The following is a 23,332-nucleotide window of genomic DNA, read 5'->3' on the forward strand; positions in this document are numbered from 1 at the left end:
GCTATTCTCCTTCCATGCCGTTGACGCCGCCGTCTACTGGGCCGTTGATGCCGTAAGAACCAAGGTACTTGTCCAGCTCTGCCACCAGGGCGTCGTAGCCGTAGTTCCGGTAGGTGTAGGCACCGCGGACCACGAACGGGGCGCCCGCGTAGAACATTTCGTACTGCTGGTGGCGTCCGGCGAACTCGGAACCGATGATGTCCCAGGCCAACTTGAACAGCTTCACGCGCTCTTCGCTGGCAACACCGGGGGACTGCACATAGCGTTCCATGTCCGGACGGGTCACATTGCTGGTCATGTCCGCGACGCTGGACGGCAGTTGCAGCACGCCACCACCAACCAGATCGCGAAGGATCGAAATCACCCGCGGGTAAGTCTCGGACTGAAGACCCATGGCCCCGTAAAGTGCGCTCTTCCCGGGAACCACCATGCCGGCGTCGTCAACCGTTGCCGTGTATTCGGCCGCAAGGACCGCCGATTCAACGGACTGGACGATCGCGGCGAGCTCGCCAAGCTTCTCCTGCACGCCGGGGATCTTGTCCGTGCCGTTCACTTGGGTGACCTTGCGTGCAACAGAAGCAATGAACTTCAGCTTGGTGGAGAATCGGATCTGGGCCTGCCAGTTTCCCAACGCGTGGGCACCGGTATCGAAGAACTGGCGGCGAAGGGTTTCGATGTTCCGGTTGATGAAGACGCGGTCCCAAGGGATCAGGACGTCGTCGAAGACAACCAACGCGTCTGGCTCGTCGTAGTGGCTGGTCAGCGGGTAGTCGAAGTCGCTGGTGGCTACCGGCGCGAACGGACGGCGGCAGTACAGCTTCAAGCCGTCAGTCGCCACCGGAACGGCGAAGCTGACGGCAAAGTCCACGTCATCCGGACCCAGCGGCTTGATGCAGGTGACAAACACTTCGTCCGCAATCGCCGCGCCAGTGGCGAGCATCTGCGAGCCCCGGACAATGATGCCTTCCTCGGTTTCACGCACGACGCCGACCTGCAGGTATTCGCCTTCCCAACCGGACGCAGTGGTTGCGCGGGAGACCTGCGGCGGAATGATCGCGTAGGAAAGGTACAGGTTTTCGGAAAGGATCTTCTTGTAGTAGCGCTCGACGTTGCCGGCGAAGTCGCGCTCGTCATTCTTGAACACGTCCGCGTGCGAGCCGAAGGCGGCGAAGAAGGTACCCACGTGGTCGGGGCTGCGGCCTACCCAGCCGTGGGTGTGCTTGGCCCACTTTTCAATGGCGTGACGGCGGAGGACGAGCTCTTCCTGGGTGCGCGGGGCAGCGAACGTGCGGTTCGCCGGTCCATTGATTTCTTCCGAATGGAACTGCATGCCGTTGCTCGGATCTGCGGCGATGTCGAACAGCTCAGCCATGGTCCGGGCGACCTTCGCGAACGCCGGGTGTTCCAGGACGTTGCCAACTACCTCGCCATCGAGGATCACCGTCCGGCCATCGTTCAGGGACTTCAGGTATTGCTTTCCGGTTCTCATCGAAGTGAGCCTTTCTTGATTTTGTAGTTGTGTTCGATTCTCGTCCCATCCGGGAACGAGAGCTCTACTTTCCAGGAAGTTCCGTCAACGAACTTCCCCTTCAGCAGTGGCAGAGTGCCACCCAGGCACATGAAGTCAGAGTCACCGATGTCCGTCCGCGCCAGGAGCTTTTCGACGACGTCCGCCGGCTTGCGCAGGCCCGCCAACGAACCCTCTTGGTACAGTTCGCCGTCCACCCACGAGCGGGCAGTGCACTGGTCAAGGTCCAGGTCCTCGAGTGAAGGGACTTCGATGACCTCGGAAGCGATGGGCTTGGGGCATGCCCTTTTGGAATCGCCAATGTCCTGGGCTTCGATGTCCCTGTCCGTGTGGTCGGAACCGATGCCGAGGTAGTACTTTCCGTCGTGGCGAATATAGAGTGGCTCAATTTCGCCGGAGGTCAGGTTGTTGCTGGTGTCGTGTTCGCCTGATGTATCGAACAGGTGCGAGTCCATCCGGTAGAACATGGGCACTTCCGGCGGTGGAGCCACGCCAATGGCTGCCAGCTCGTCGATGTGATGCTGCACGGCCTTGGGATCCCGGCCGGTATAGCCGGCCACTACTGCGTGGAAGTCCGAGACCGTGATTGTCTTGTCCGTGCCCACCACCCTGAAGGTGAGTGGGACTTGCCGTGTTGTTTCCATTACGTCTCCTTGAATGCTGCCTGAATCGTGGTGTTTCGGCTTGGCCAAAGGTCAAACGGCAAGGGCGTCGTAGGCCGCGAGCCGATCACCAATGACCGGGAACTCGGTGCGTACTGCCTTGACCTGATCGGGATCGATGTCCACCATGAGCACTGATTCCCCGGCGCCGGCTTCGGCGAGTACGTTGCCGGCCGGGTCCACCACCCGGCTGTGTCCTCCAAGCTCCACGCCTTCCTGGTTGCCTGCGGCGTTGCAGGCAATGACGAAGATTTGGTGTTCCAGCGCCCTGGCGGTTGTGAGCAGGCGCCAGTGTTCGCGACGCGCTGCGGGCCAGGCTGCAGGGACGATGACGATTTCCGCACCCCGGGTGCTCAGCTCCATCCACAAGCCCGGGAACCGGAGGTCATAGCAGGTGATCCCGGCCGTTGCTCCGAAGGGCAACTCCACCACAGGCAGGGAGGATCCGGCGGTGAGGAGGCTGGCTTCCTTGGACTTGTAACCAAAGACGTGGATCTTCCGGTACGTGTGCAGGATTTTCCCGTCCGGTCCCAGCAGGATGGACGTGTTGCTGAGCCGGCCGTCCCCGCCGGCCTCGATGATGCTCCCGACGTGAAGGTACACACCAAGATCTGCGGCAACCCGTGAACACATGGACACCGTGGGACCAGAGAGGGTCTCGGCCAGTGCTTCGTACTCATCGAAGTGGAAGTATCCGGCACTCCATAGTTCGGGCAGGACGATCAGCTCGGCACCGTCGATGCCGCGAAGAATCGCTTCAACGCGATCTATCCGCTGCCCACGGGATTCCGAATCCGGACTGGCCACCTGGACGAGTGCGACTTTCATGGTTGGTTCCTTACTTTCGTGTTTCGAGTTGGCACTTCGCGCCAATGTTTTGGGCAAACACTGTTATGAAGTGCCATCTCGCGGGGGACTATTTCTGTTCGTCCAGGTCGCTGAGACGCAGGCCCTTGGTTTCCTTGGCGAACATGACCGAGACCATGGAGATTAGGCCCATCGCTGCGAGGTAGATGCCGATTGCGTAGCCAGTGCCGAAGGCGCTGTAGAGAGCCAGGGCAATGATGGGGGACAGGGATCCGGCGATCAGCGAGGCGAGGTTGTACGCAACCGAGGTGCCGCTGTACCGGACATCCGTGGGGAACAACTCGGAGAAGAACGCACCGATCACGGCACTGTAGGCGGCGAAGATCAACAGACCGCCGACGGCGGCGGCAATAATGCCCCAGACTTGGCCTGTGTTAAGCAGTGCGAAGAACGCGAACGCCCAGATGACTGTGGCGATCGAAGCGCCGATCATGATCGGCTTCCGGCCCACTTTGTCCGCATAGAGCGCCAGGATGGGGATGGCGACGACCGCGACGCCCTGGCCGATCATGACGGCGGTGAGGCCTGTCTGCCGCTGCAAGCCCATGATTTGGGTGACGTAGGTGATGATGAACAGCGAGTAGATGTAGAAGCCTGCGTTTTCACCCATGCGGCTGCCGGTGGCGATGAGCAGTTGGCGCCAGTTGCGGCGGAACAGAACGGCCAGGGGCAATTTCCGTTCCTTGATGGCTTCTGCCGCGCGCTTCAGCTGTGCTTCCTTGAACAGCGGAGTCTCCTGAACGTAGAGACGCAGGACCAGGCCAATGATCACCAGGAGGGCGGACAGTCCGAAGGCGAGGCGCCAGCCCCAGGCGAGGAATTCACTTTCGGGCATGGTGGCGGCGAGGATTGCCAGCACACCTGCAGCCATGAGGTTGCCCAGCGGCGGACCCATGTTTGGCCAGGATGCCCAGAATGCACGCCGTGCGCTGTCATTGCTGTGCTCGGAAACGAGGAGAACGGCCCCGCCCCATTCGCCGCCCAGTGCGAATCCCTGAATCAGGCGCAACAGCAAGAGCAGCAACGGTGCTGCGACGCCGATGGCTGCATAAGAAGGGATGAACGCAATAAGTGTGGTGGCTACGCCCATGAGCATGAGGCTGGCTACCAGGGTGGCACGGCGGCCATGCTTATCGCCCAGGTGCCCCAGGACGACGGCGCCCAGCGGGCGGGCAAGGAAGCCGGCGGCGAATGTTCCCAGCGCCAGCATGGTTCCCACGAGGGGGTCACCGGTAGGGAAAGAGAGCTTGTTGAAAACCAATGCGGCGGCGGTGCCGTAGAGAAAGAAGTCGTACCATTCGACGGCCGTGCCGGCCAGGCTCGAAGCAGCGACCACGGGCAGGCTGGAGTGCTTCTGCTGCCTCAGTTCTGCTTTCTTCAAATCGGTCATTGTGGGGATCCTTTTGCGGTTGGGAGCGGCCGGGGCTTCCGGGGAAGCGAGGCCGGTCCCAGGAAATTGAGGGGTTCCAAATGGGTGAGCGGAGTCACTGAACAACACTGTAGACTAGTTGTATACAACCCGTCTATATTTGACGAAGAAGTTTTTTCGAGAGCGTCCGGGCCGGTCCTGAATGCAACTCGTATACTGGGCTTCGCGAGAAAGGCTCTCCATGATCCAGATGACCCCCACTGCTCAATCACAGCCCGAAGTGGCTTATCAGTGGATGAAAAGCTATATCGCTGCCCTGCCGCGGGATGAGGAGACCTTCCTCAATGAGGCGGTTCTCGCAAAATCCACCGGTACGTCGCGCACACCGGTCCGTGAGGCATTGTTGCGCCTCGAAGCCGAGGGGTTCGTCAAACGGATTCCACACAAAGGCGCCTACGTTCCGCCAATCTCGGACCCCGACGTCCGGGCAATCCTTCAGGCCCGCTCCGTGGTGGAGAAGTGGGCCGTCTCAGCACTGGACAGCATGCCGGATGGGCAGATCGACGCGTTCCAACGCATCATCGACCAGCAGCGCGAAGCGAAGGAGAACCCCGCCCGGTTCATTGAGTTGGACACAGAATTCCACACGCTCATGGTGCGTGCGGGAGGAAATCCAATCCTGGCCGATTTCTACGCTTCCCTTCGTCAGCGGCAACTCAGGATTGGTGTCCGCGCTGTCACGCAGGGGACAGACCGTGCCGGGGACGTGCTCCGCGAGCATCAGCTGATTGTGGATGCCTTGCGCACCCGGAGCCTGGACGCCGCACATCAAGCAATCGATGCCCATCTGGACTCAACGCGGCTGGCGGTCATCGGCTACTAACCCCTGGGTTTGGACGCCTAGTCTTCGCTGTGCAGCTCCCGTTGCCTTGCGCTCAGCAGCTCAAGCTCGGGCCGGGCAGCGACAAAGCGTTCAACGGCGTCGAGCACTTCCTTGAGGTGCGCGCGGTCAGGCGCCACGAGCGCCGCACCCAGCAAGGTCCGGCGATATTGGTCCTGCAGTCCGGTCTCGGCTGCGGACACTTCGAAGCGGCGTTTGAGTTCAGCAATGACGGGCCGCACGAGCGAGCGCTTCTCCTTGAGGCTATGGACATCGCCCAGGAGCACATCGAATTCAATCCAACCGATCCACATGGTTCATTATGGGCACGTCTCCGGCCCGGAATCCTGAGCCAATCTTGAGGAAATGCCGCACCGGGATTGATCCAGCCCGATCAGACTGGAACCAGAGCAGGGCCGGAAGCAGCTAAGGGGGCGGGCGGCATGAGCAAGAACCATACCTGGCGCGCACTCGCGGGCGTAACCGCCGTCGCTGTTTCCATGATGGCCGGTCCCACCGCAGCCCTTGCCGCATTCTCTGACACCAGGAATGCCACGCCGCAGTACTCGGCCATGCGTCTCCTTGCCCCGACCAGCGCGGACGTGGTGATGACCTGCTCGGCGAACGGTGCCAAGGTCGCCGTGGACGTGATTTCCTTCGCGGAAGTTCCTGGCGCGAACTATCACGAGATCAAGCTGTACAGCCCCTCCGGGACTTTGGAATTCACCGGCGACCTTAGCAAGAATGCCGGAAAGTCCTATAGGTCCGGAATTCAGCCCCTGGGCAGTTGGACCTACGAGATCCGCGGGTATTACAAGGTTCCCGGCTCGACCAACACATGGAAAGGCTCCGCTTTGACAGGAACCCTGACATGTTAGAAATTGGCGTGGGACCAAGCGGCAGGAGCGAACAATGGTGCTCGACTCGTTTTCGGTGAGGATAGCCCTCGGAGTGGTCACCTTGACGCTCTTCGCGCTGTTCCTCGCCTCGTACCGGCGCACCCGGTCACCCTACGCGGGCTGGTGGAGCCTGGCCCTGCTGCAGTTCATGCTGGGAAACACCGCGTTCCTCCTGAACGGAACACCGGCCCAGCACTGGGCCAACCCTTCCGGCAACGTCCTGGTGGTGGCCGGAGCGTTCAGCGTCTGGGCGGGTGCCCGTACGCTGCGGGACCTTAAAGCGGCACCGTGGCAACTCGCCGTCGCTCCCGTCGTCACCGCGGTGGCCTCCGTCCAGGAAAGTCCCGGCTCCAACGTGTGGTCCGGCGGCTTCGTGTACCTGGCCATGATGACCCTGGGCATCGCACTGGCGGCCCGTGACTTGTGGTTCATCAAGGCGACCCACTCGCAAGTGCACAAAGCACTCTCCCTGGCCGCCGGACTTCTGGCGATCTACTACCTGGGCCGTTGGTTGGTCTACGCACTCGAAGGCCCCGACAGCGCAACATTCCGTATCTATTTTGGTCCTGCGCCCTCGGGCCTGGTGTCCTTGGTGCTGCTGGTGACGGTGTCCTTCAGTATGACCACATTAAGCAGCGACCAACTGATCAAGGGCCTGAAGGAACGGGCCACCAAGGACCACCTGACAGGTCTCCTCAACCGGGGAGCCTTCCTGGACCTCGCATCCACCGAACTCAAACGACTGCGCGCCAATGATTCCGGTGCCGCAATAGTCCTGGCTGACCTGGACCACTTCAAGCTGGTCAACGACGCTCATGGGCACCGGGCAGGTGACGTCGCATTGAAGGCTTTCGCCGAAGCCTGCACGTCCTCGGTCAGGTCAACGGACCTCATCGGCCGGTATGGCGGCGAAGAATTTGTTCTCTTCCTTCCCGGAGCCACGCAGGAGCGGGCCCAAAGCATTGCGGTCGAGATCAGCCGCCGTATGGCTTCCACCCAGGTTCCGGAGGGCGTGTCCTTCCCCACCATCAGCTACGGAGTCACGGCAAGCACCCCCGCTGCCCCAGACCTCACCTCCATGATCGAGGTGGCAGACGCAGCCCTGTACAGCGCCAAAGCACAGGGAAGAAACCGGATTGTAGGAGCAGACCGCCTCCAGGCGGCCACTATCGCTGACGAGGCACGATCATGACAATCAATGAACTCACCACCCGGATCCAGATCCAGCACAACCAGGAACTGAGTGCCTTCCGGCACGACATCACCAGTGCTCCGTACCAGGCTGGAACACCCGCAGCCTTGAACGTGGCCCGGCGTTCCGTGCGGATGCAACCCGTCCAGTCCGTAGGCGATGACAGCGCAAACCTGACCATTGTGGCCGACGTAGAGGGCCTTGCATGGTTCACCGCAGATAAAGGGCTCCTGGGCAGTTGCATTACGGTCTCCATCGCCGGCCATCGGCGAAACACCGGAACGCGTGTACCTCTTCCGCTGGCCGAATGCGATGCGTGGATCGAAGCCATCCTGGGAGGTTCCTGGATTACGCACGTGTACCGGGCCGGGACTCCCATTGAAGGAGACGGCAGGCTCGATGTCGCCTCGTACCGGCTCTTCCTCGACGAACGCCGCAACCCTGTTGCCAAACCGAAAGCCGTAGCTGACGACACCCTGCGTCGCATGGAAGCGTCGTGAACGCAGCCCAGCCCAGCACAGCCCAACCCAGCGGAATCCAGCCCAGCCGCTCCTTCCCGGCCGACATTGACGCCCGGATCGCGAAACTGGAGCGGCACATCAGGGCGCTGATGGAGGAGCTCCACCAAGCACGCCACGAGCAGCGGCGCGAAGTCTTCACGGACGCCCTCACGGGGCTTGGCAACCGTGTGGCTTTGATGGATGCCTTCGTTGAAGCGCAGGAGGCTGCTGCCGGGGGTGCGCCCCCAGCCGCACTCCTCCTCGTAACCCTGGATGGCTTCAAGGGACTCAAGAAGTCCGCTGGCTATGCTTCCGCAGACCAGATTCTGGTCACGGTCGGGATGCGGATCCGCTCGGCGGTCCGGGAGAACGACGTCGTTACCCGCCTGGGTGGCGACGAATTCGCCGTGCTGTTGCCCGCCACGCCGCAAAACCGGGCGGCCGCCGTCGGAAACCGTATCCTTGCGGCTCTGGAACCCAACATCGACCTCGGGAACAGCAGTGTCCGCTGCGGTGCCAGCATGGGCCTTCGGATTGCAGAGCCGCACCATAGCGTCGAGGACCTTCTCCAGGAGGCCGATATGGCGATGGAGGAATCCAAGAGCGAGGGCCGGAACAAGCTCAAGTTGTTCGATCCCTCCACGCTTCATGCCCGGCAACTCCAGCGCCAGATTGTGGGGGAGCTCCGGGAAGCCATCCGCTCGGACCAGCTGGTCCTCTTCTACCAGCCGATCGTTGAGCTGGCCACTGGCCGGATTGAGGGCACCGAGGCCTTGGTCCGCTGGAACCACCCTGTGCGTGGGCTGATCATGCCGGACCACTTCATCCCCGTTGCAGAGGCCACAGGCTTGATCGCAGAGTTGGGCCGGTGGGTCCTCCGGGCAGCCGTGGAGCAACTGCGTCAGTGGCGGGACAACCCGGCCACGGCACAACACCATTTCACGATGCGAATCAATGTCTCTGCTGCGGACCTGCAAAGCCTGGAGTTCGTGGACGACGTGCGGGACGCGCTGGTCAAAACGGGTCTGCCACCGGAATCACTGGTTTTGGAGCTCACGGAGAGCGCCGTCATCCAAAACAATGAGCTGGACCGTTACACCTTGGCGAGCCTGCACCGCCTGGGTGTTGGGCTGGAGATCGACGACTTCGGGACGGGCTACTCGTCCATGGGATATCTCCGAAAACTTCCGGTGGACCGCGTGAAAGTGGACCGGCAGTTCGTCCAAGGGCTCGGTAAGGATTCGACGCAACTTGGCTTCCTCGCCGCGATCCAACAGGTTATCCGCTCGTGCGGCCTTGAGGGCATCTGGGAGGGAGTCGAAACGGCGGAAGAGGCCGAAGCGCTTCGAAGCATCGGGTGCACGAGTGGCCAAGGCTATTACTTCGGCCGCCCTCTGCCCGGGCCGGAATTCACGGCCCAGCTCTCCCGCCAACAGACCTGGCCCGCTTAAACAGCAACGCGGGGTCACTTACGGCCCATCCCGAGGGGATTTATGGGCTGTAAGTGACCCCGCGTTGCTTGAGCGAGGAGGCTTAGCCGAAGTACTTCGGCAAGGTGGCCTCGTGTGCTTCACGGAGGGCGTCCAAGGACAGCTCGTCCACGCCGTTGATCTCCAGCTTTCCACCGGCAGCGTCAACCACGCCGATCCGGAGGTGGGCGAAGCCGCGGGCGGTGCACATGTCCTTGAAGCGGACTTCCTCGGAGCGTGGCACCGAGACGATTGCACGGGCCTGCGACTCGGAGAAGAGGGCGGTGAACAGGTCCACGCCGTCGCGCTCCATAAGTTCCTCAAGGGCGATGCGGGCGCCCACGCCATAGCGCAGCGAGGACTCAACCAGTGCGGCAGCGAGGCCACCCTCGGAGAGGTCGTGTGCTGCATCCACCATGCCGTCGCGGGAAGCGTTGATCAGGATCTCGCCCAACGCACGCTCAGCTGCGAGGTCCACCTTCGGCGGCAGGCCACCGAGGTGTCCGCGGAGGTTGGACCATTCCGAACCGTCCAGCTCTGCTGCGGTGGTGCCGAGCAGGTAGATGGCCTGGCCGTCCTCGCGCCAGCCCGACGGCGTGCGGCGGGCGACGTCGTCGAGCTTGCCCAGGACTGCCACCACAGGGGAGGGGTGGATGGGCGTGGTGCCGGTCTGGTTGTACAGCGAGACGTTGCCGCCTGTCACCGGGATGCCGAGCTCCATGCAGGCGTCTGACAAACCACGGATGGCCTCGGCGAGCTGCCACATGACGTCCGGGTCCTCGGGGGAGCCGAAGTTCAGGCAGTCGCTGACGGCCATCGGAACAGCGCCGGAGGTGGCGACGTTGCGGTAGGCCTCAGCCAGAGCCAGCTGTGCACCCTGGTACGGCTCAAGGTAGGTGTAGCGGCCGTTGGCGTCGGTTGCCAGGGCAACGCCCAGGCCGGTTTCCTCGTCAACGCGGACCACTCCGGCGTCGTCAGGGAAAGCCATGGCGGTGTTGCCGCCCACGTAGCGGTCGTACTGGTTGGTGATCCAGTCCTTGCTGCACATGTTCGGCGAAGCGACCAGTTCAGTAACGGCAGCAGCCAGTTCCGACGGAGCGGAAGGACGGTTGGCGTCCTCAACGGAACCGGTGAAGGAGTTCGCCTGGACCGAGTCCTGCCATTCCGGGCGTGCGAACGGGCGGTCATAGACCGGGCCGTCGTGCGCAACGGTGCGGGGATCGACGTCGACGATTACTTCGCCTTCCCAAGTGATGATGAGGCGACCGGTATCGGTGACCTCACCCAACCAGGAGTACTCCACAGCCCACTTGTCCATCACAGCTTCGAACGCTTCGATGTTCTCCGGGGTGACCACGGCCATCATGCGTTCCTGCGACTCGGACATGAGGATCTCGCCCGGAGTCAGCGTGGGGTCGCGCAACAGGACGGAGGTCAGTTCAACCTCCATGCCACCGTCGCCGTTGGAGGCGAGCTCGGACGTGGCACAGGAAATACCTGCGGCGCCGAGGTCCTGGATGCCTTCAACCAGCGAGCCCTTGAAGAGCTCAAGGCAGCACTCGATGAGGACCTTCTCCGCGAAGGGGTCGCCCACCTGGACGGCGGGGCGCTTGGAGGGCTTGGTGTCATCGAAGGACTCCGAGGCCAGCACCGAAGCGCCGCCGATGCCGTCGCCACCCGTGCGGGCACCGAACAGAACAACCTTGTTGCCCTTGCCGGAGGCGTTGGCGAGGCGGATGTCCTCGTGGCGCATGACGCCCACCGCGAGTGCGTTCACCAGCGGGTTGCCCTGGTAGACGGAGTCGAAGACCATTTCGCCGCCGATGTTCGGCAGGCCGAGGCAGTTGCCGTAGCCGCCGATGCCTGCCACGGCACCGTGCATGACGCGGGCAGTGTCCGGGTGGTCGATCGCGCCGAAACGCAGCGGGTCCATTACGGCGACGGGGCGTGCGCCCATGGAGATGATGTCGCGGACGATGCCGCCGATGCCGGTAGCGGCACCCTGGTAAGGCTCAACGAACGACGGCGAGTTGTGGGACTCGATCTTGAACGTCACGGCCCAGCCGTCGCCCAGGTTGGTGACGCCGGCGTTCTCGCCGATGCCCACCAGCATGTCCTTCTTCATTTCCTCGGTGACCTTCTCGCCGAACTGGCGGAGGTGGTTCTTGGAGGACTTGTAGGAGCAGTGCTCGCTCCACATGACGGAGTACATGGCCAGTTCGGCGCCGGTGGGGCGGCGGCCCAGGACCTTGACGATCTCGTCGAATTCGTTCTTCTTCAGGCCCAGCTCGGCCCACGGGAGTTCCGTGTCCGGGGTCTTGGCAGCGTGCTCAACAGTATCGATGTTGAACTTCTTAGTGGTTTCCGTGGTCACTTGTCGCCTCCCACAATCTTGTTCAAAACGGAGGTGAAGAAGCCCAGGCCGTCAGTGTCGGAACCGCCGATTCCGTCAAGCGACTCGGGTCCGAAACCGACCTCGACCGCGTGCTCGGGGTGCGGCATGAGGCCAACTACGTTGCCGGCGGCGTTGGAGATGCCCGCGATGTCGCGGCGGGAGCCGTTCGGGTTGAAGCCAACGTAGCGGAACACCACGCGGCCCTCAGCCTCAAGGGCGTCAAGGGTCTTCTCGTCAGCGATGTACTGGCCGTCCTGGTTCTTCAGCGGCACAGTGATTTCCTGGCCGTTCTGGTAGTCCAGGGTCCAGGCAGTATTGGCGTTCTCCACGCGCAGCACCTGGTCCCGGCAGATGAACTTCAGGTGGTCGTTCTTGATCATGGAACCGGGCAGCAAGTGCGATTCGGTCAGGATCTGGAAGCCGTTGCAAATACCCAGCACGGGGAGCTTTGCGTCGGAGTTCGCGGCGTCGATGATCTTCGTCATCAGCGGCGCGAAACGCGAAATAGCGCCGGCGCGGAGGTAGTCACCATAGGAGAAACCACCGGGGATGATGACCGCATCAACATCTCCGAGTTCGGTGTCTGCATGCCAGAGCGGAACCGCCGTGGCGCCTGCAAGCCGCACTGCACGGGCGGCGTCGCGGTCGTCAAGGGTGCCGGGGAAGGTCACAACGCCGATCTTGGCGCCGGCGAGCCGGGGCTCGGCGGCGACGGCCACGGCCTCGCCAATCAGGGGGATCGAAGTCATATCAGGCCTCGACGACCTCGACGTTGACAACATCCTCGATCACCGGGTTGGACAGGAGGGTCTCAGCGGCCTCACGGGCCTGGGCCAGGATAGCGTCGGTCACCTCGCCGTCGACTGTCAGTTCGAAACGCTTGCCCTGACGGACTGCGCTGAAGCTGTTGAAGCCGAGGCGGGGCAATGCACCCACGATGGCTTTCCCCTGGGGGTCCAGAATCTCGGGCTTGGGCATGACGTCAACGACGATCCGGGGCATCCGGTAACTCCTGTGCGTGAGTTGGGTGAACCTTAAATAAGGCTGCCGCGGAGGTTGCCGTCTCACGCCGTTCAACTGGGTTTCTACAGCGTGGGGGCGCTCCGCGAGCTTGCACACCCATCTTACCGGGACCGGCGCGCATACCCTATTCAGCCGGATTCCGCGAGGAGCCCCCGCCGACCCCCACCAAATTGGGGGCAATGAAAGCCCGACGGCGGCACTCGTCGGGCGTGGCGCCCGTCACTAGGATTGGGGCATGGCGGAGAAACCGAGGTCGATGGTGCTGGGCGTCGTAGCCGCAGCTGTTTTTGCGGGTCTGGGGCGGATGGTCATCCAGAAAATCAAGGCTGACAGGGCGGCGAGGGAACACCACGTGACGGCGCCGTTGGATAAGGAAACGCGCGCGAGGATCAGCGACGCCCTGCGCGCTCCGAACAAATAGCGGCGGTATTAGCGCATGTACAAATGCGCTATTCCAGCGGGTTAAATCCGGCAAAGACGGCGTAGTTTGGGGACTACACGTGGGGCGAGGCCCCCGTTGGATCCGGATCCAACCAGGAGGAACAATGACCGAACACATTGCCGAAGTATCCGCCTGTAGCGTTGGCAGCTGCGGCTTCAACCACGACGGATGCACTGCTTTTGGAATCACCATTGGTGGAAGCCAGGACCACGCATCCTGCGCCACATTCATCGACACCAACGCCATGGGTGGCCTTCCCAAGGTCCTTGCCCACGTGGGTGCTTGCCAGCGGTCCGAATGCATTCACAACAACAACCTCATGTGCGAAGCCCACGACGTCAAAGTTGGTCCCGGCCGCGAGGCTGCGGACTGCCTGACTTACGAGCACGCCTGACCTTACTCTCGCGAAGTGGGTCCGTCCTCCCGGGGGCGGGCCCACTTTTTCGTGCCCGCCCCGCCCAACTAGGTCGCAGCTGAGCGCGTTTTGACGGCTCTAAACGCGCTCTAATGCGACTCAGTTGGGTCAGCGGTCCACGAGGTTGGTCAAGGCCCGGCCCTCCCCAAGGGCTGAGATGTTGGCCAGCACCAGTTGGCTTGAGCCTTTGGGGCGGTTGCCTGCCACGTGCGGGGTGATGATCAGGTTTGGGGTGCTCCAGAGCTTGGAGTCTGCGGGCAGGGGCTCCTCCTTGGTGACGTCCAGTGCAGCCGCCCGGAGGCGACCCTCGTGCAGCGCGGCTACGAGGGCATCCTCATCGACGGTGGCCCCGCGGCCCACGTTCACGAAAATGGCGGACTCGGGCAGTGCGCGCAGGAGGTCGTCGTTCAGGGCGTTGGTGGTCTCGGGGGTGGCCGGGAGGATGGATACGAGGACGTCGGTGGTTCGAAGGACGTCCGCAAGTTCCCCTGCCGCAGCGACAGGGAAGCCGTAGCGCTCACCCCGCGAACCCGCAACGCCCGTGACGTTTGCGCCCAGGGCGGCCAGCATGGGAGCGAGTCGTCCGGCGATGGAGCCGAACCCCCAAATGGTGACGTTCGCGCCGTCGAGCGTGTAGAGCTGCTCCGTGTCTGGACTGGACTGCGCTGCGTTGTAGGCGCGGTCCCACGTCGCGGACTTCTGGGCGTCGAGGAGCTGATCGAGCCGGCGCACCGTCGCCAGGATGAGGGCAAGGGCATGCTCGGCCACGGGGCCGTCGTGGAGTGATCGCCCCGAAGTAATGGCCACATTGTCCGCAAATCCTGCTGCCAGCACGGAATCCGGCCCTGCGGCGAGGGTCTGGACGAGTTTAAGCCGGCTCAAACGCTGGGCTGCGTCGGCCAGGTTCGCCGAGGTGTTCTGCCAAACAACCAGGACCTCGGCGTCGAGGTGCTCGTCCGGAATGGGCTGGTCGACGCGGTACACGAACACATGGTGGGCGGAGCCGGACAGGTCCAGGGTCACGGTATTGGGGACGAGGATTTTCACTGCAGCTCCATCGCTAGAAGGTAATGCCGGTACGTCCACGAGGTTAGCCCGACATGGGGCCGCGGGGCTTCCCCGGCTTCATCCCTAGCAATGTGACGACCAACACCTTATGGTTGTAGGACGTTCGACGTGGCACGTAATACGAGGTATATCGCTGCATCGATTCGATCCCGCACACCGCGAGATGGCAGATAGCGCCAATGTTTGAGCCAAACATTGGCGCGAAATGCCATCTCGGCGCAGCTTCGAAAGGACACAAAATTGCTCGCACGCATCGCAGCCACTGGAGCCCTGAGCCTGGCCCTCCTGGCCAGCCTCGGTCTTCCGGCTACGGCAGCCCCGATTCCCCCGAACAACCCCACAGCCGCCCCTGGCAGTTTCGCCGAAGCAAATCTCGCCGCTGATCGCACGGCCGCGAACTTCTTCTACCGGATTCCTGCACTCACCTACTTGGGCAATAACGTGGTCCTGGCTGCATGGGATGGCCGTCCCGGCTCAGCCGCCGATGCTCCCAACCCGAACTCGATCGTGCAGCGCCGCAGCACGGACGGCGGCCAGACGTGGAGCCCTGTGCAGGTCATTGCGGCCGGACACGTCGCCGATGCCAGCGGCCCCAAGTACGGCTACAGCGACCCCTCGTACATCTACGACGCCGAGGCAGGCAAAGTCTTCGCCTTCTTCGTCTATTCCAAGGACCAAGGCTTCGGCGGCAGCCAGTTCGGCAACGACGACGCAGACCGGACCGTGATCTCTTCGGCGGTTATCGAGTCCTCTGATGGCGGCGTTACGTGGAGCCAGCCACGGCTCATCACCAACGTCACCAAGCCCGGGACCAGCAAGAGCAACCCCGTGGCCGGCGATGTACGTTCCAACTTCGCATCTTCGGGCGAGGGCATCCAGCTCAAATACGGGCCACACAAGGGCCGACTCATCCAGCAGTACGCCGGCGATGTCCGCCAGGCCGACGGCACCAACAAGATCCAGGCATACAGCGTCTACTCGGACGATCATGGCGTGACCTGGCACAAGGGTGCCAACGTGGGTGACCGCATGGACGAAAACAAAACCGTTGAACTCTCCGACGGCAGAGTCCTGCTGAACTCCCGCGACAACGCCAACCAGGGCTACCGCAAGGTGGCAATCTCCACGGATGGTGGTGCCACTTACGGTCCGGTCACCCAGGAGACTGAGCTGCCGGATCCAGCCAACAACGGGGCCATCGCCAGGATGTTCCCGAATGCGGAGCAGGGTTCGGCGGACGCCAGGAAGCTGATCTTCACCAACGCAAATTCCAAGACCGGCCGCGAGAACGTCTCTGCCCGGGTATCGTGCGACGACGGCGCCACCTGGCCGGGCGTCCGAACCATTCGTTCCGGCTTCTCCGCCTACTCCACGGTGACCCGCATGGAGGACGGCAAGTTCGGCGTCCTCTACGAGGGCAACTACACGGACAACATGCCCTTCGCAAAGTTCGACGACGACTGGCTGAACTATGTCTGCGCACCGCTTTCCGTCCCTGCCATCACCACCGCTCCCGGTGCAACCCAGCAAGTCGCCGTGACGGTGACCAACCAGGAGGCCACCACGATCTCCGGCGCCAACGCCACCGTCTACACGCCGAGCGGCTGGTCGGCCACCACGGTGCCGGTTCCCGACGTCGCGCCTGGTGCTTCGGTGACCGTCAACGTAGCGCTGACCGCTCCGGCGAACGCCAGCGGTCCGCAGAACCTTAACGCAGCATTTACGACGGCGGACGGCAGGGTTTCGCAGTTCAGTTTCACGGCGACGGTCCCGGCGGCCCCGCAAGTGGGGCTTACCATCACAGGCTCTGCGCCTGCGCGTGACGTTGTGGCCAGCCCGTATCAGGCTGGGGAGGCACTCAGCTACTCCTTCACTGTGAAGAGCACGTCCAACGTCACGGCAAACGCCGTACCTGTTTCGGGGAGCTTCGACTCCGGTTTCCTGCCACCGACTGCACCCAACTGCCGGTTCAACAACCTGGCCGCCGGCGCCAGCTACAACTGCACTACCGCCAAGCATGTGCTGACTGCCGAGGACATCGCGCGCGGCTACTTCGTGCCCGAGGCGAGCTTTACCATTACAGCCAGTTCGACGCCGTCACTCACCAAAACGGTTCTGTTCACTGGCGCTGCGGTGGCCCTGCGCGACGGCCTGGTGGCAGCGGACATCAGCGGGGCGCGTACCGACGTCGGGCGTGACCTCGCAACCCAGCCCTACGCAGCAGGCGACCTTTTCCCTTACGCGTTCACGGTGAAAAACACGGGTCCGCTCGTGGAAAACGTGGTGCCCACCGCCGGCAACTTCAGCCCCTTCGTCCCTGAGGGGCCCGGCAATTGCCGTTACCTCACCCTGCCGGCCGGGCAGAGCTACCAGTGCGCCACGCCGCGCCACACCGTGACCGCGGAGGAAGCCGACCAGGGCTTCTTCGTTCCAACCACCAGCTGGCAGGTCGGCTCGGCGGGCCAGAGCACAAGGAACTACGGGATCGACGGCGGCGAGGTGGACTTGAAAGTCCGGGAACCGAAGCTTGAAGGAACGGTTTCCGCGGTCTGGGAAGACGCCGACGGTGACCGCTTCGCCAGCGCAGGCGATCCTGTGACGTACACCTACACCGTGGGCAACGCAGGCAATGTGGCGCTGACGGGCCTTGAGGCAACAGGGGCTGGAATCACTGAAACTGCCCTGCCCATTGGCGGCACGGCGACGGCCACGCGCGTCCATGTGCTTACTGCCGGGGACGTCGCAGCCGGAAGCCTCGCCGCCGTAACTTTCGATGCGACGGCGCACAACGGCACCAAGGAAGTGTCCCTCACTGCCGAAGGCGACGCGCTGGCCCTCAACGTCCAGCCCTCAAAGCCGGACACCGAGCCCGCGCTGAGCATCCAGGACTTCGATGGCCAAACGGCATCGTTTGATCTGGGCACGGGGGAGAAGTATTGCAATGGCCAGAAAGTGACTTTGAAGGGCTTGGAATACGGGCAGTGGTACTACGTATATCTGAACAAGCACAGTTACCGGCTCGGATGGATCTTTCCCACCACGGACAACACCCTGGAATTCATTCTTCCATCGGATGTAAATAATGGTCGCGACGATGTTGTGGTCCTGGATAAGGACGGTACGCAGGTCTCGTTTGATCGCCTGCAGGTGACGCCAAAGGGCTAGCGGCAGCGCCTGGGTAAAACAGCGGACCACAGAAAGCTTCCTGCGGTCCGCTGTTTGCCGTCATATGAGCTGAATTTGGTGCGGCGACAAGACAAATTTCCCGAAATGTGCTGTATGTCATATTTTGCTCTCAGTCTGTACTCTGTGACTCGACTGGTTGCGCATTTTTGACAAGACCTGTCACGAACGCAGCGATTCAAATGTTGACAGACCCAGGCGATGGAGCCCGGGCCTCACTCAGTGAAAGGTGCCATCACTCGTGAAATCACAAGGAAAGAGCTTCGTCAGAAGCGGGGGGCTTCGAAAGGCAGCGGCTCTCGCCGTGGGCTTGCCATTGCTGCTCTCTTCCATGGCGTTGCCGGCCCAGGCAGCTCCCTCCCCGGAGACCGTGTCCGGGAATCCGGCAGGCGTGGCCAAGAAGAACCTTGACCCCAGCGCCTACAAGGACGGCCGCTACATGGTTGTCCTGGCAGAAAAGCCTGCGGCTACATACGACGGCGGTACGCCGGGCTTTGCGCCCACCAAGCCGGAAGAGGGCAAGAAGCTCGATTCCGGCAGCGTCGAGGTGAAGGAATACCAGGAACACCTGCAGCAGGCGCAGCAGGACGTTGCGCAGCAGGAAAACGTCACCATCGAACGTGACTTCACCACCGCCGTCAACGGTTTCAGCGCCAACCTGACGGCAGAGCAGGCCATCAACCTCGCCAAGGACCCCAAGGTCCTGATGGTCGCACCGGACACTCAATACGCACCTGACTACTCCACCACCGATTTCCTGAAACTCAGCGGGCCCAACGGCACCTGGGCAACGCAATACGGAGGCCAGGAGAACGCCGGAAAGGGCACTGTTGTTGGTGTCATCGACACCGGATACACCCCCTCCAATCCCTTTTTCGCAGGCGATCCGGTCGGTCTGCTGGTCGGCGACCCCCAGGTGGGCGTCCCTTACCGGACCGCTGACGGCAAGATCGCGATGCTGAAGGCAGACGGCGATACCTTCATCGGCGAATGCCAGCCCGGTACGGACACCGGCGCCAGCTACGACGGCAGTGCCTGCAACTCCAAAGTCCTCAGCACCCACTACTTCGCGGATGGCTTCCTGGGAAGTGTTCCCCCGGAAAACCGTGCCCCCGAGGAAGTCATCTCGCCCGTAGACGTGGACAGCCACGGCACCCACACCGCAAGCACAGCGGCAGGTAACGGCAACGTCGACGCCGTGGTGGACGGCCGCAGCTTCGGTATCACCAGCGGCATCGCACCCGCCGCCAAACTCTCCATCTACAAGGTCTGCTGGGAAGACACAGATCCCACGACGGGCGGCTGCTACGGCTCCGCATCTGTTGACGCAATCGAACAGGCCATCCTGGACGGCGTGGATGTGCTGAACTACTCCATCTCCGGTTCCACCACGACCACTACCGATCCCGTATCGCTGGCTTTCCTGTCTGCTGCGTCGGCCGGGATTTTCGTGGCAACCTCTGCCGGGAACTCCGGACCAACGGCCAGCACCGTCAATCACGGAGCACCCTGGTTGACCACTGTGGCTGCGACCTCTTTCTCGCAGGAACTTCAGGGCACCGTTGAATTCTCCGATGGCAGCAAATTCCGCGGAGCGAGCATCATGAACCATGAGGTGAGCGGGGCCGGCGTCGTGCTTTCCACCAACGCTGCAAGCGGTGAGGGCAACGCAGCGCTGTGTGCTCCCGGCTCGCTGGATCCGGCCAAGGTGACCGGCAAGGTTGTTGTCTGTGACCGTGGTGTGGTTGACCGCACCGCCAAGAGCGCGGAGGTCCTCCGGGCCGGTGGCGTCGGAATGATCCTGGTGAACCTGGTGGAATCATCGTTGGACACGGACAAGCATGCTGTTCCAACTGTCCATGTGAATCCTCCTGCCACGCAGGCCATCAAGGACAAGGTGACGGCCAATCCCGCCATCACTGTGTCCCTGCTGGACCACGACACCACAGGCCTGCCCCTTGAGGCGCAGCCGCAGATCGCCGGATTCTCGTCCCGCGGTCCCTTGCTGGCAACGGATTCAGACCTTCTGAAGCCCGACGTATCAGCACCCGGCGTCGCTATCCTCGCTGGCGTGTCACCCATCGGAACCGGTGGAGACAACTTTGGTTTCCTGTCAGGAACGTCCATGGCTTCCCCGCACGTGGCCGGTTTCGGCGCCCTGATCCTGGCCAAGAACCCGAAGTGGTCTCCGGCAACCGTGAAGTCGGCCATGATGACCACGGCCGGTCCGGTGAAGCTGGCCAATGGCGCCATCAACAAAGATGTCTTCGCCACCGGCGCAGGCCAGGTCGATCCCGCCAAGGTCCTCAGCCCAGGCTTGGTTTACGACGCCACGATCGAGGACTATCTCAAATTCGTTCAGGGCACGGGCATGGACCTCGGTATTGAGGGACTGGGCACAACGCAGCCGCGGGACATGAACGTCCCCTCGTTTGCGCTGGGCAACCTGGCCGGCAAGATCGAGGTCACGCGTACAGTTACCGCCCTGACGCCCGGCCTGTACCGCGCCTCCGTCAACGTTCCCGGTGTCAACGTCAAGGTCACCCCGTCCGTGCTGAACTTTGGCGCTGCGGGTGAAAAGAAGACGTTCAAGGTGCAGTTCGAGAACAACAATGCAGCCTTGGGCAAGTTCGCCATGGGTTCACTCACCTGGCAGGGCGCAAACAAGACCGTCACCTCGCCCATTGCCGTCCGTCCGCAGTCTGTCATCGCTGATAAGGCCATGGCGTTCACGGGAACTGGCCCCAACGGCTCTGCGGCCATCAACATCGTTTCCGGCACCAATGCACCGGTGGGAGTCACGGTTGATGGGCTTTCCAAGGCGGATTCCTCAGCAGTTGAACTGGTTCCAGGCCCCTTTGCCGGTGAGACCAACGCCTCGAACTTCGTCAAGAAGGTGACGGTGGGGGAGAACAGCGCCTTGGCCAAGTTCTCGGTCATATCCTCGGACGAAGCCGCGGACTTCGACATGCTCGTCCTGACCCCGTCGGGCCAGCAGCTCCCGTCCGCGACCGCCTCGGCCAGCGAATCCGTGACCGTGGCCGATCCCGAGCCAGGCGACTACTACGTTTTCGCCAACCTTTACGCGAGCCCCAACAACCAGCCCACCAAGGCAACAGTTGATGCCGCGGTCCTGGGGGCCAACGAGGGCAACGCCACGGTGACGCCCAACCCGATCCGACTCGCCAACGGCAAGGCCGGCACCATCTCGCTGAACTGGACCAACCTTACGCCGGGCTCCTACATTGGACGCCTGACGTTCGAGGGCACCAGCGAACCCAGCTTCGTCACGGTAGTGGTGGGTCCTGCCGGCGCCGCGGTTGTTCCGGATAACGAGAACCCAACGAAGGGAAAGCAGGACACGAAGATCCGCGCAGACGAGCCAACGCAAAGCAATAACGCAAGCTAGCTCTTCGAAATCACAGCAGTGGCCGGTGGATGATCCCGCCGGCCACTGCTGTTTCGTCCGGGGTGTACCTAGATGGCGCCGGTTGACGCTCCCGCGCCGCCCAGGAGTGGTGCCATGGCCCGCCAGCGTGCGATCTCGCAGCCATCGGTCCGGCTGAGCTTGCTGTGGACCTTCCGCCCACGGAACCAACCTGTCACAAGGGCCACCTGCGGGCCCCCGTACTGTTGCGTGCAGATCCGGTCCGGACGCGGAACCGGGAAGAACACTTCCTCACCAAACTGCTCAACGGCGGCAAGGGCTGCCGCTGCGTCCGGCAGGTTCGAGTCGATCGAGCCCGGCTCCGGAGACAGAATGCCCTTCGCGGACCGCAGATAGAACTCAGTAGGCGCGGCGCCAGGTGCCTCTGTCAGCGTGACGGAGAGGTCGACGTCGTACTCGCTGTTGTCGGGAGAAACCATGGTTTCCTTTCGCTGGTGGCGGCGGGTGCTTGGGCAGGGAGTCCCGCGAGACGTTCCCTAAAGCAGCGGTTCGATTGCCTGAAGCACGCGGGCCCGCAGCGTCTGGGATTCGGCTGCAAAAGCCCGCTGGTACTCAACGTACTCGGCCTTGCCCTGCGGTGTCTCGATCCTGATGGGCGGGTAGCCCCATTCTTCGAGGTCGTAAGGGGAAGCCTGCATGTCCATGGTCCGGATCCGCCACGAAAGTTCGAAGCAGTCCATCACCAGCTCGGTGGGCAGCGTCGGAGTCAGTTTGTAGGCCCATTTGTACAGGTCCATGTTGGCGTGCAGGCAGCCCGGTTGTTCCATGGTGCGCTGGTTCCCGCGTGTGGGCGTGAGCTCGTTGAGCGGGACGGCGTCCGGTGTGTAGAAGCGGAAGGCATCGAAGTGGGAACAGCGGATACGGTTCTGCTCCACCACGGTGTCAGTGCCCTCCGCGCCAAGCCGCAGTTTCAAGTACTCGTGCCGCAACTCGAATTTCTCCTGCCGGTACACCATGGCCCACTCATGGAGGCCAAAGCAGCCGAACTGACCCGGGCGCTTCGCGGTGCCGCTGAGGAAGATGCCGGCGAAACTGACGGCCTCGGCGCGTTGGGCCATGAAACTTTCCCTGTCAAAGGTGACGGCGGGCGTACCTGGCGGCAGTCCAACGGCGGCGAGGTCGCCGTCGTCGAGCACGCGGTAGAACTTCCAGTCGGCGCGCTCAAGGACGCGCTCGCCGCTCAGCACTACGCCGTGGCCGGGATGCCAGCGCAGCAATTGACCGGGTTTCTGGGTGTAATACGTGAAGAGGAAGTCCTCCACGGGGTGTTTCTTTCCTGCCGACCGGCGGGCCAAATATGGGTCCGCGTAGCGTGCGACACGTGCATGATGTGCTGCCTCCATCCCGAGCCACTGCTCTTGGGGGAGGTGCTGCGGCCTAAGCTGCTCCACCGCGGGAACCGATGATGGCGCTGGCTGCATCCCACAAGGCGATCTGGCATCCGTCGGTACGGCTGTAGGAGACATGGACTTCCACGCCGTCAACGGCGCCAGTCACCTTGGCTGTTTGCGGGCCGCCGTACTGCTGCGTGCAGTCTTGGTCGGTCTTGATCGGGGCAGGGCCCAGGAGCGAAGGATTGTTCTTCAGTGCCGTGCAGGCCGCATTCGCGGTGGGGTGTTTGCTTTCGGCTGCCGGGGCGCCGTTTATGCAGACGAGCGTATAGTTCTGCGGTGCTGCATCGGCGGCCTCCAGCACGATGATGGAGAGTTCAGCGTTTCCCTGTCCCGGCGTGGGCGTGGTTCCGGGCAAGCTGGGGTCCGGTGTTGTGTCTTCGGGGCCGAGCGTTGTGGGCACCTGGGTTGGCGCTGGGTTGGCTTGTGTGGCGCTCGGAGATGCGCCGCTTGGACTGACGGACGACGACGGCGAGGGGGCAGCGCTGCTCGACCCACCCGGGGCGGGGGTACCCGAGCAGCCGGCCAGGCCAGCGAGGGCCAGGACGGCAATGAGGGGCCGAACAGCTTGTAGGGGCCGGACTAAGTGGTGCGGGCGCAT

21 protein-coding genes are annotated in these 23,332 nt (G+C 62.8%); 9 read left to right on the forward strand and 12 right to left on the reverse strand.

Going from position 1 to position 23,332, the window contains the following annotated elements; all coding sequences use genetic code 11:
• Position 1 precedes the first annotated feature (1 nt).
• The 4 genes from AC6I99_RS03070 to AC6I99_RS03085 form a co-directional block, all read right to left on the reverse strand.
• On the reverse strand, positions 2–1,489 hold the full coding sequence (locus tag AC6I99_RS03070; RefSeq protein ID WP_497960234.1) for a 4-hydroxyphenylacetate 3-hydroxylase family protein: 1,488 nt from the start codon (positions 1,487–1,489) through the stop codon (positions 2–4).
• Positions 1,486–2,172, reverse strand: a complete 687-nt coding sequence (locus AC6I99_RS03075) for a DUF2848 family protein (RefSeq protein WP_224166310.1) — start codon at positions 2,170–2,172, stop codon at positions 1,486–1,488. Before AC6I99_RS03075 ends, AC6I99_RS03070 begins: the two co-directional genes overlap by 4 nt.
• 51 nt (positions 2,173–2,223) lie before the next feature.
• The gene (locus AC6I99_RS03080) at positions 2,224–3,018 is read right to left on the reverse strand and encodes a carbon-nitrogen family hydrolase (protein WP_497946732.1); all 795 of its coding nucleotides are present in this window, start codon (positions 3,016–3,018) and stop codon (positions 2,224–2,226) included.
• 88 nt (positions 3,019–3,106) lie between these two features.
• A complete protein-coding gene (locus AC6I99_RS03085) occupies positions 3,107–4,447 on the reverse strand; it encodes an MFS transporter (RefSeq protein WP_497946731.1) in 1,341 nt (446 codons plus the stop codon).
• Positions 4,448–4,667: 220 nt separating this feature from the next.
• Between AC6I99_RS03085 and AC6I99_RS03090 the strand changes: the two genes are divergently transcribed.
• Positions 4,668–5,309: a GntR family transcriptional regulator gene (locus AC6I99_RS03090; protein WP_497946730.1), complete on the forward strand. Its 642-nt coding sequence runs from the start codon at positions 4,668–4,670 to the stop codon at positions 5,307–5,309.
• 17 nt (positions 5,310–5,326) lie between these two features.
• On the opposite strand, the gene AC6I99_RS03095 is transcribed toward AC6I99_RS03090, so the two are convergent.
• Complete coding sequence (locus AC6I99_RS03095) at positions 5,327–5,620, reverse strand: DUF503 domain-containing protein (RefSeq protein ID WP_224094124.1); 294 nt, start codon at positions 5,618–5,620, stop codon at positions 5,327–5,329.
• 129 nt (positions 5,621–5,749) lie between these two features.
• Here AC6I99_RS03095 and AC6I99_RS03100 point away from each other — a divergent pair, with 129 nt between their 5' ends.
• Genes AC6I99_RS03100 through AC6I99_RS03115 form a run of 4 tightly spaced genes read left to right on the forward strand, consistent with a single transcriptional unit; the run spans position 5,750 to position 9,348 of the window.
• On the forward strand, positions 5,750–6,184 hold the full coding sequence (locus AC6I99_RS03100) for a SipW-dependent-type signal peptide-containing protein (protein ID WP_497946729.1): 435 nt from the start codon (positions 5,750–5,752) through the stop codon (positions 6,182–6,184).
• Between the two features lie 34 nt (positions 6,185–6,218).
• Positions 6,219–7,397 carry a GGDEF domain-containing protein gene (locus tag AC6I99_RS03105; RefSeq protein WP_497946728.1) on the forward strand — a complete coding sequence of 393 codons (1,179 nt, stop codon included), beginning with the start codon at positions 6,219–6,221 and terminating at the stop codon, positions 7,395–7,397.
• Positions 7,394–7,897, forward strand: a complete 504-nt coding sequence (locus tag AC6I99_RS03110; RefSeq protein WP_224094126.1) for a hypothetical protein — start codon at positions 7,394–7,396, stop codon at positions 7,895–7,897. The genes AC6I99_RS03105 and AC6I99_RS03110 overlap by 4 nt, the downstream gene beginning before the upstream one ends.
• Complete coding sequence (locus tag AC6I99_RS03115) at positions 7,894–9,348, forward strand: putative bifunctional diguanylate cyclase/phosphodiesterase (RefSeq protein WP_497946727.1); 1,455 nt, start codon at positions 7,894–7,896, stop codon at positions 9,346–9,348. The genes AC6I99_RS03110 and AC6I99_RS03115 overlap by 4 nt, the downstream gene beginning before the upstream one ends.
• 82 nt (positions 9,349–9,430) lie before the next feature.
• Here the strand turns inward: AC6I99_RS03115 and purL are convergent, their stop codons facing one another.
• The 3 genes from purL to purS are packed head-to-tail and all read right to left on the reverse strand — an operon-like array spanning position 9,431 to position 12,763.
• The gene (gene purL, locus AC6I99_RS03120) at positions 9,431–11,740 is read right to left on the reverse strand and encodes a phosphoribosylformylglycinamidine synthase subunit PurL (RefSeq protein WP_224094127.1); all 2,310 of its coding nucleotides are present in this window, start codon (positions 11,738–11,740) and stop codon (positions 9,431–9,433) included.
• Positions 11,737–12,510, reverse strand: coding sequence for a phosphoribosylformylglycinamidine synthase subunit PurQ (gene purQ, locus AC6I99_RS03125; protein ID WP_224166317.1), 774 nt, complete (start codon positions 12,508–12,510; stop codon positions 11,737–11,739). Before purQ ends, purL begins: the two co-directional genes overlap by 4 nt.
• A gap of 1 nt (position 12,511) precedes the next feature.
• Positions 12,512–12,763 (reverse strand): phosphoribosylformylglycinamidine synthase subunit PurS, encoded by a 252-nt coding sequence (gene purS / locus AC6I99_RS03130; protein ID WP_011773385.1) that lies wholly within the window; start codon positions 12,761–12,763, stop codon positions 12,512–12,514.
• 256 nt (positions 12,764–13,019) lie between these two features.
• Here purS and AC6I99_RS03135 point away from each other — a divergent pair, with 256 nt between their 5' ends.
• Positions 13,020–13,205, forward strand: coding sequence for a hypothetical protein (locus AC6I99_RS03135; protein WP_497946726.1), 186 nt, complete (start codon positions 13,020–13,022; stop codon positions 13,203–13,205).
• Positions 13,206–13,329: 124 nt separating this feature from the next.
• Complete coding sequence (locus AC6I99_RS03140) at positions 13,330–13,620, forward strand: DUF1540 domain-containing protein (RefSeq protein WP_223935708.1); 291 nt, start codon at positions 13,330–13,332, stop codon at positions 13,618–13,620.
• Positions 13,621–13,749: 129 nt separating this feature from the next.
• Here the strand turns inward: AC6I99_RS03140 and AC6I99_RS03145 are convergent, their stop codons facing one another.
• Positions 13,750–14,688: a phosphoglycerate dehydrogenase gene (locus tag AC6I99_RS03145; RefSeq protein WP_497946725.1), complete on the reverse strand. Its 939-nt coding sequence runs from the start codon at positions 14,686–14,688 to the stop codon at positions 13,750–13,752.
• A gap of 261 nt (positions 14,689–14,949) precedes the next feature.
• Here AC6I99_RS03145 and AC6I99_RS03150 point away from each other — a divergent pair, with 261 nt between their 5' ends.
• Together AC6I99_RS03150 and AC6I99_RS03155 are read left to right on the forward strand one after the other, a co-directional pair.
• Positions 14,950–17,874: an exo-alpha-sialidase gene (locus AC6I99_RS03150; RefSeq protein WP_497960235.1), complete on the forward strand. Its 2,925-nt coding sequence runs from the start codon at positions 14,950–14,952 to the stop codon at positions 17,872–17,874.
• A gap of 259 nt (positions 17,875–18,133) precedes the next feature.
• Positions 18,134–21,301: a S8 family serine peptidase gene (locus tag AC6I99_RS03155; protein WP_497960239.1), complete on the forward strand. Its 3,168-nt coding sequence runs from the start codon at positions 18,134–18,136 to the stop codon at positions 21,299–21,301.
• 68 nt (positions 21,302–21,369) lie between these two features.
• Here AC6I99_RS03155 and AC6I99_RS03160 read toward each other — a convergent pair whose 3' ends face one another.
• From AC6I99_RS03160 to AC6I99_RS03170, 3 genes are read right to left on the reverse strand one after another with little or no spacing between them, the layout of a single operon-like run.
• Positions 21,370–21,759 (reverse strand): serine protease inhibitor, encoded by a 390-nt coding sequence (locus AC6I99_RS03160; protein WP_497946722.1) that lies wholly within the window; start codon positions 21,757–21,759, stop codon positions 21,370–21,372.
• Positions 21,760–21,816: 57 nt separating this feature from the next.
• Positions 21,817–22,761, reverse strand: a complete 945-nt coding sequence (locus tag AC6I99_RS03165) for a 3-methyladenine DNA glycosylase (RefSeq protein WP_497946721.1) — start codon at positions 22,759–22,761, stop codon at positions 21,817–21,819.
• Positions 22,718–23,332: an SSI family serine proteinase inhibitor gene (locus AC6I99_RS03170; protein WP_497946720.1), complete on the reverse strand. Its 615-nt coding sequence runs from the start codon at positions 23,330–23,332 to the stop codon at positions 22,718–22,720. The genes AC6I99_RS03165 and AC6I99_RS03170 overlap by 44 nt, the downstream gene beginning before the upstream one ends.

This window comes from Arthrobacter sp. TmtSoilC77 (assembly GCF_059739415.1).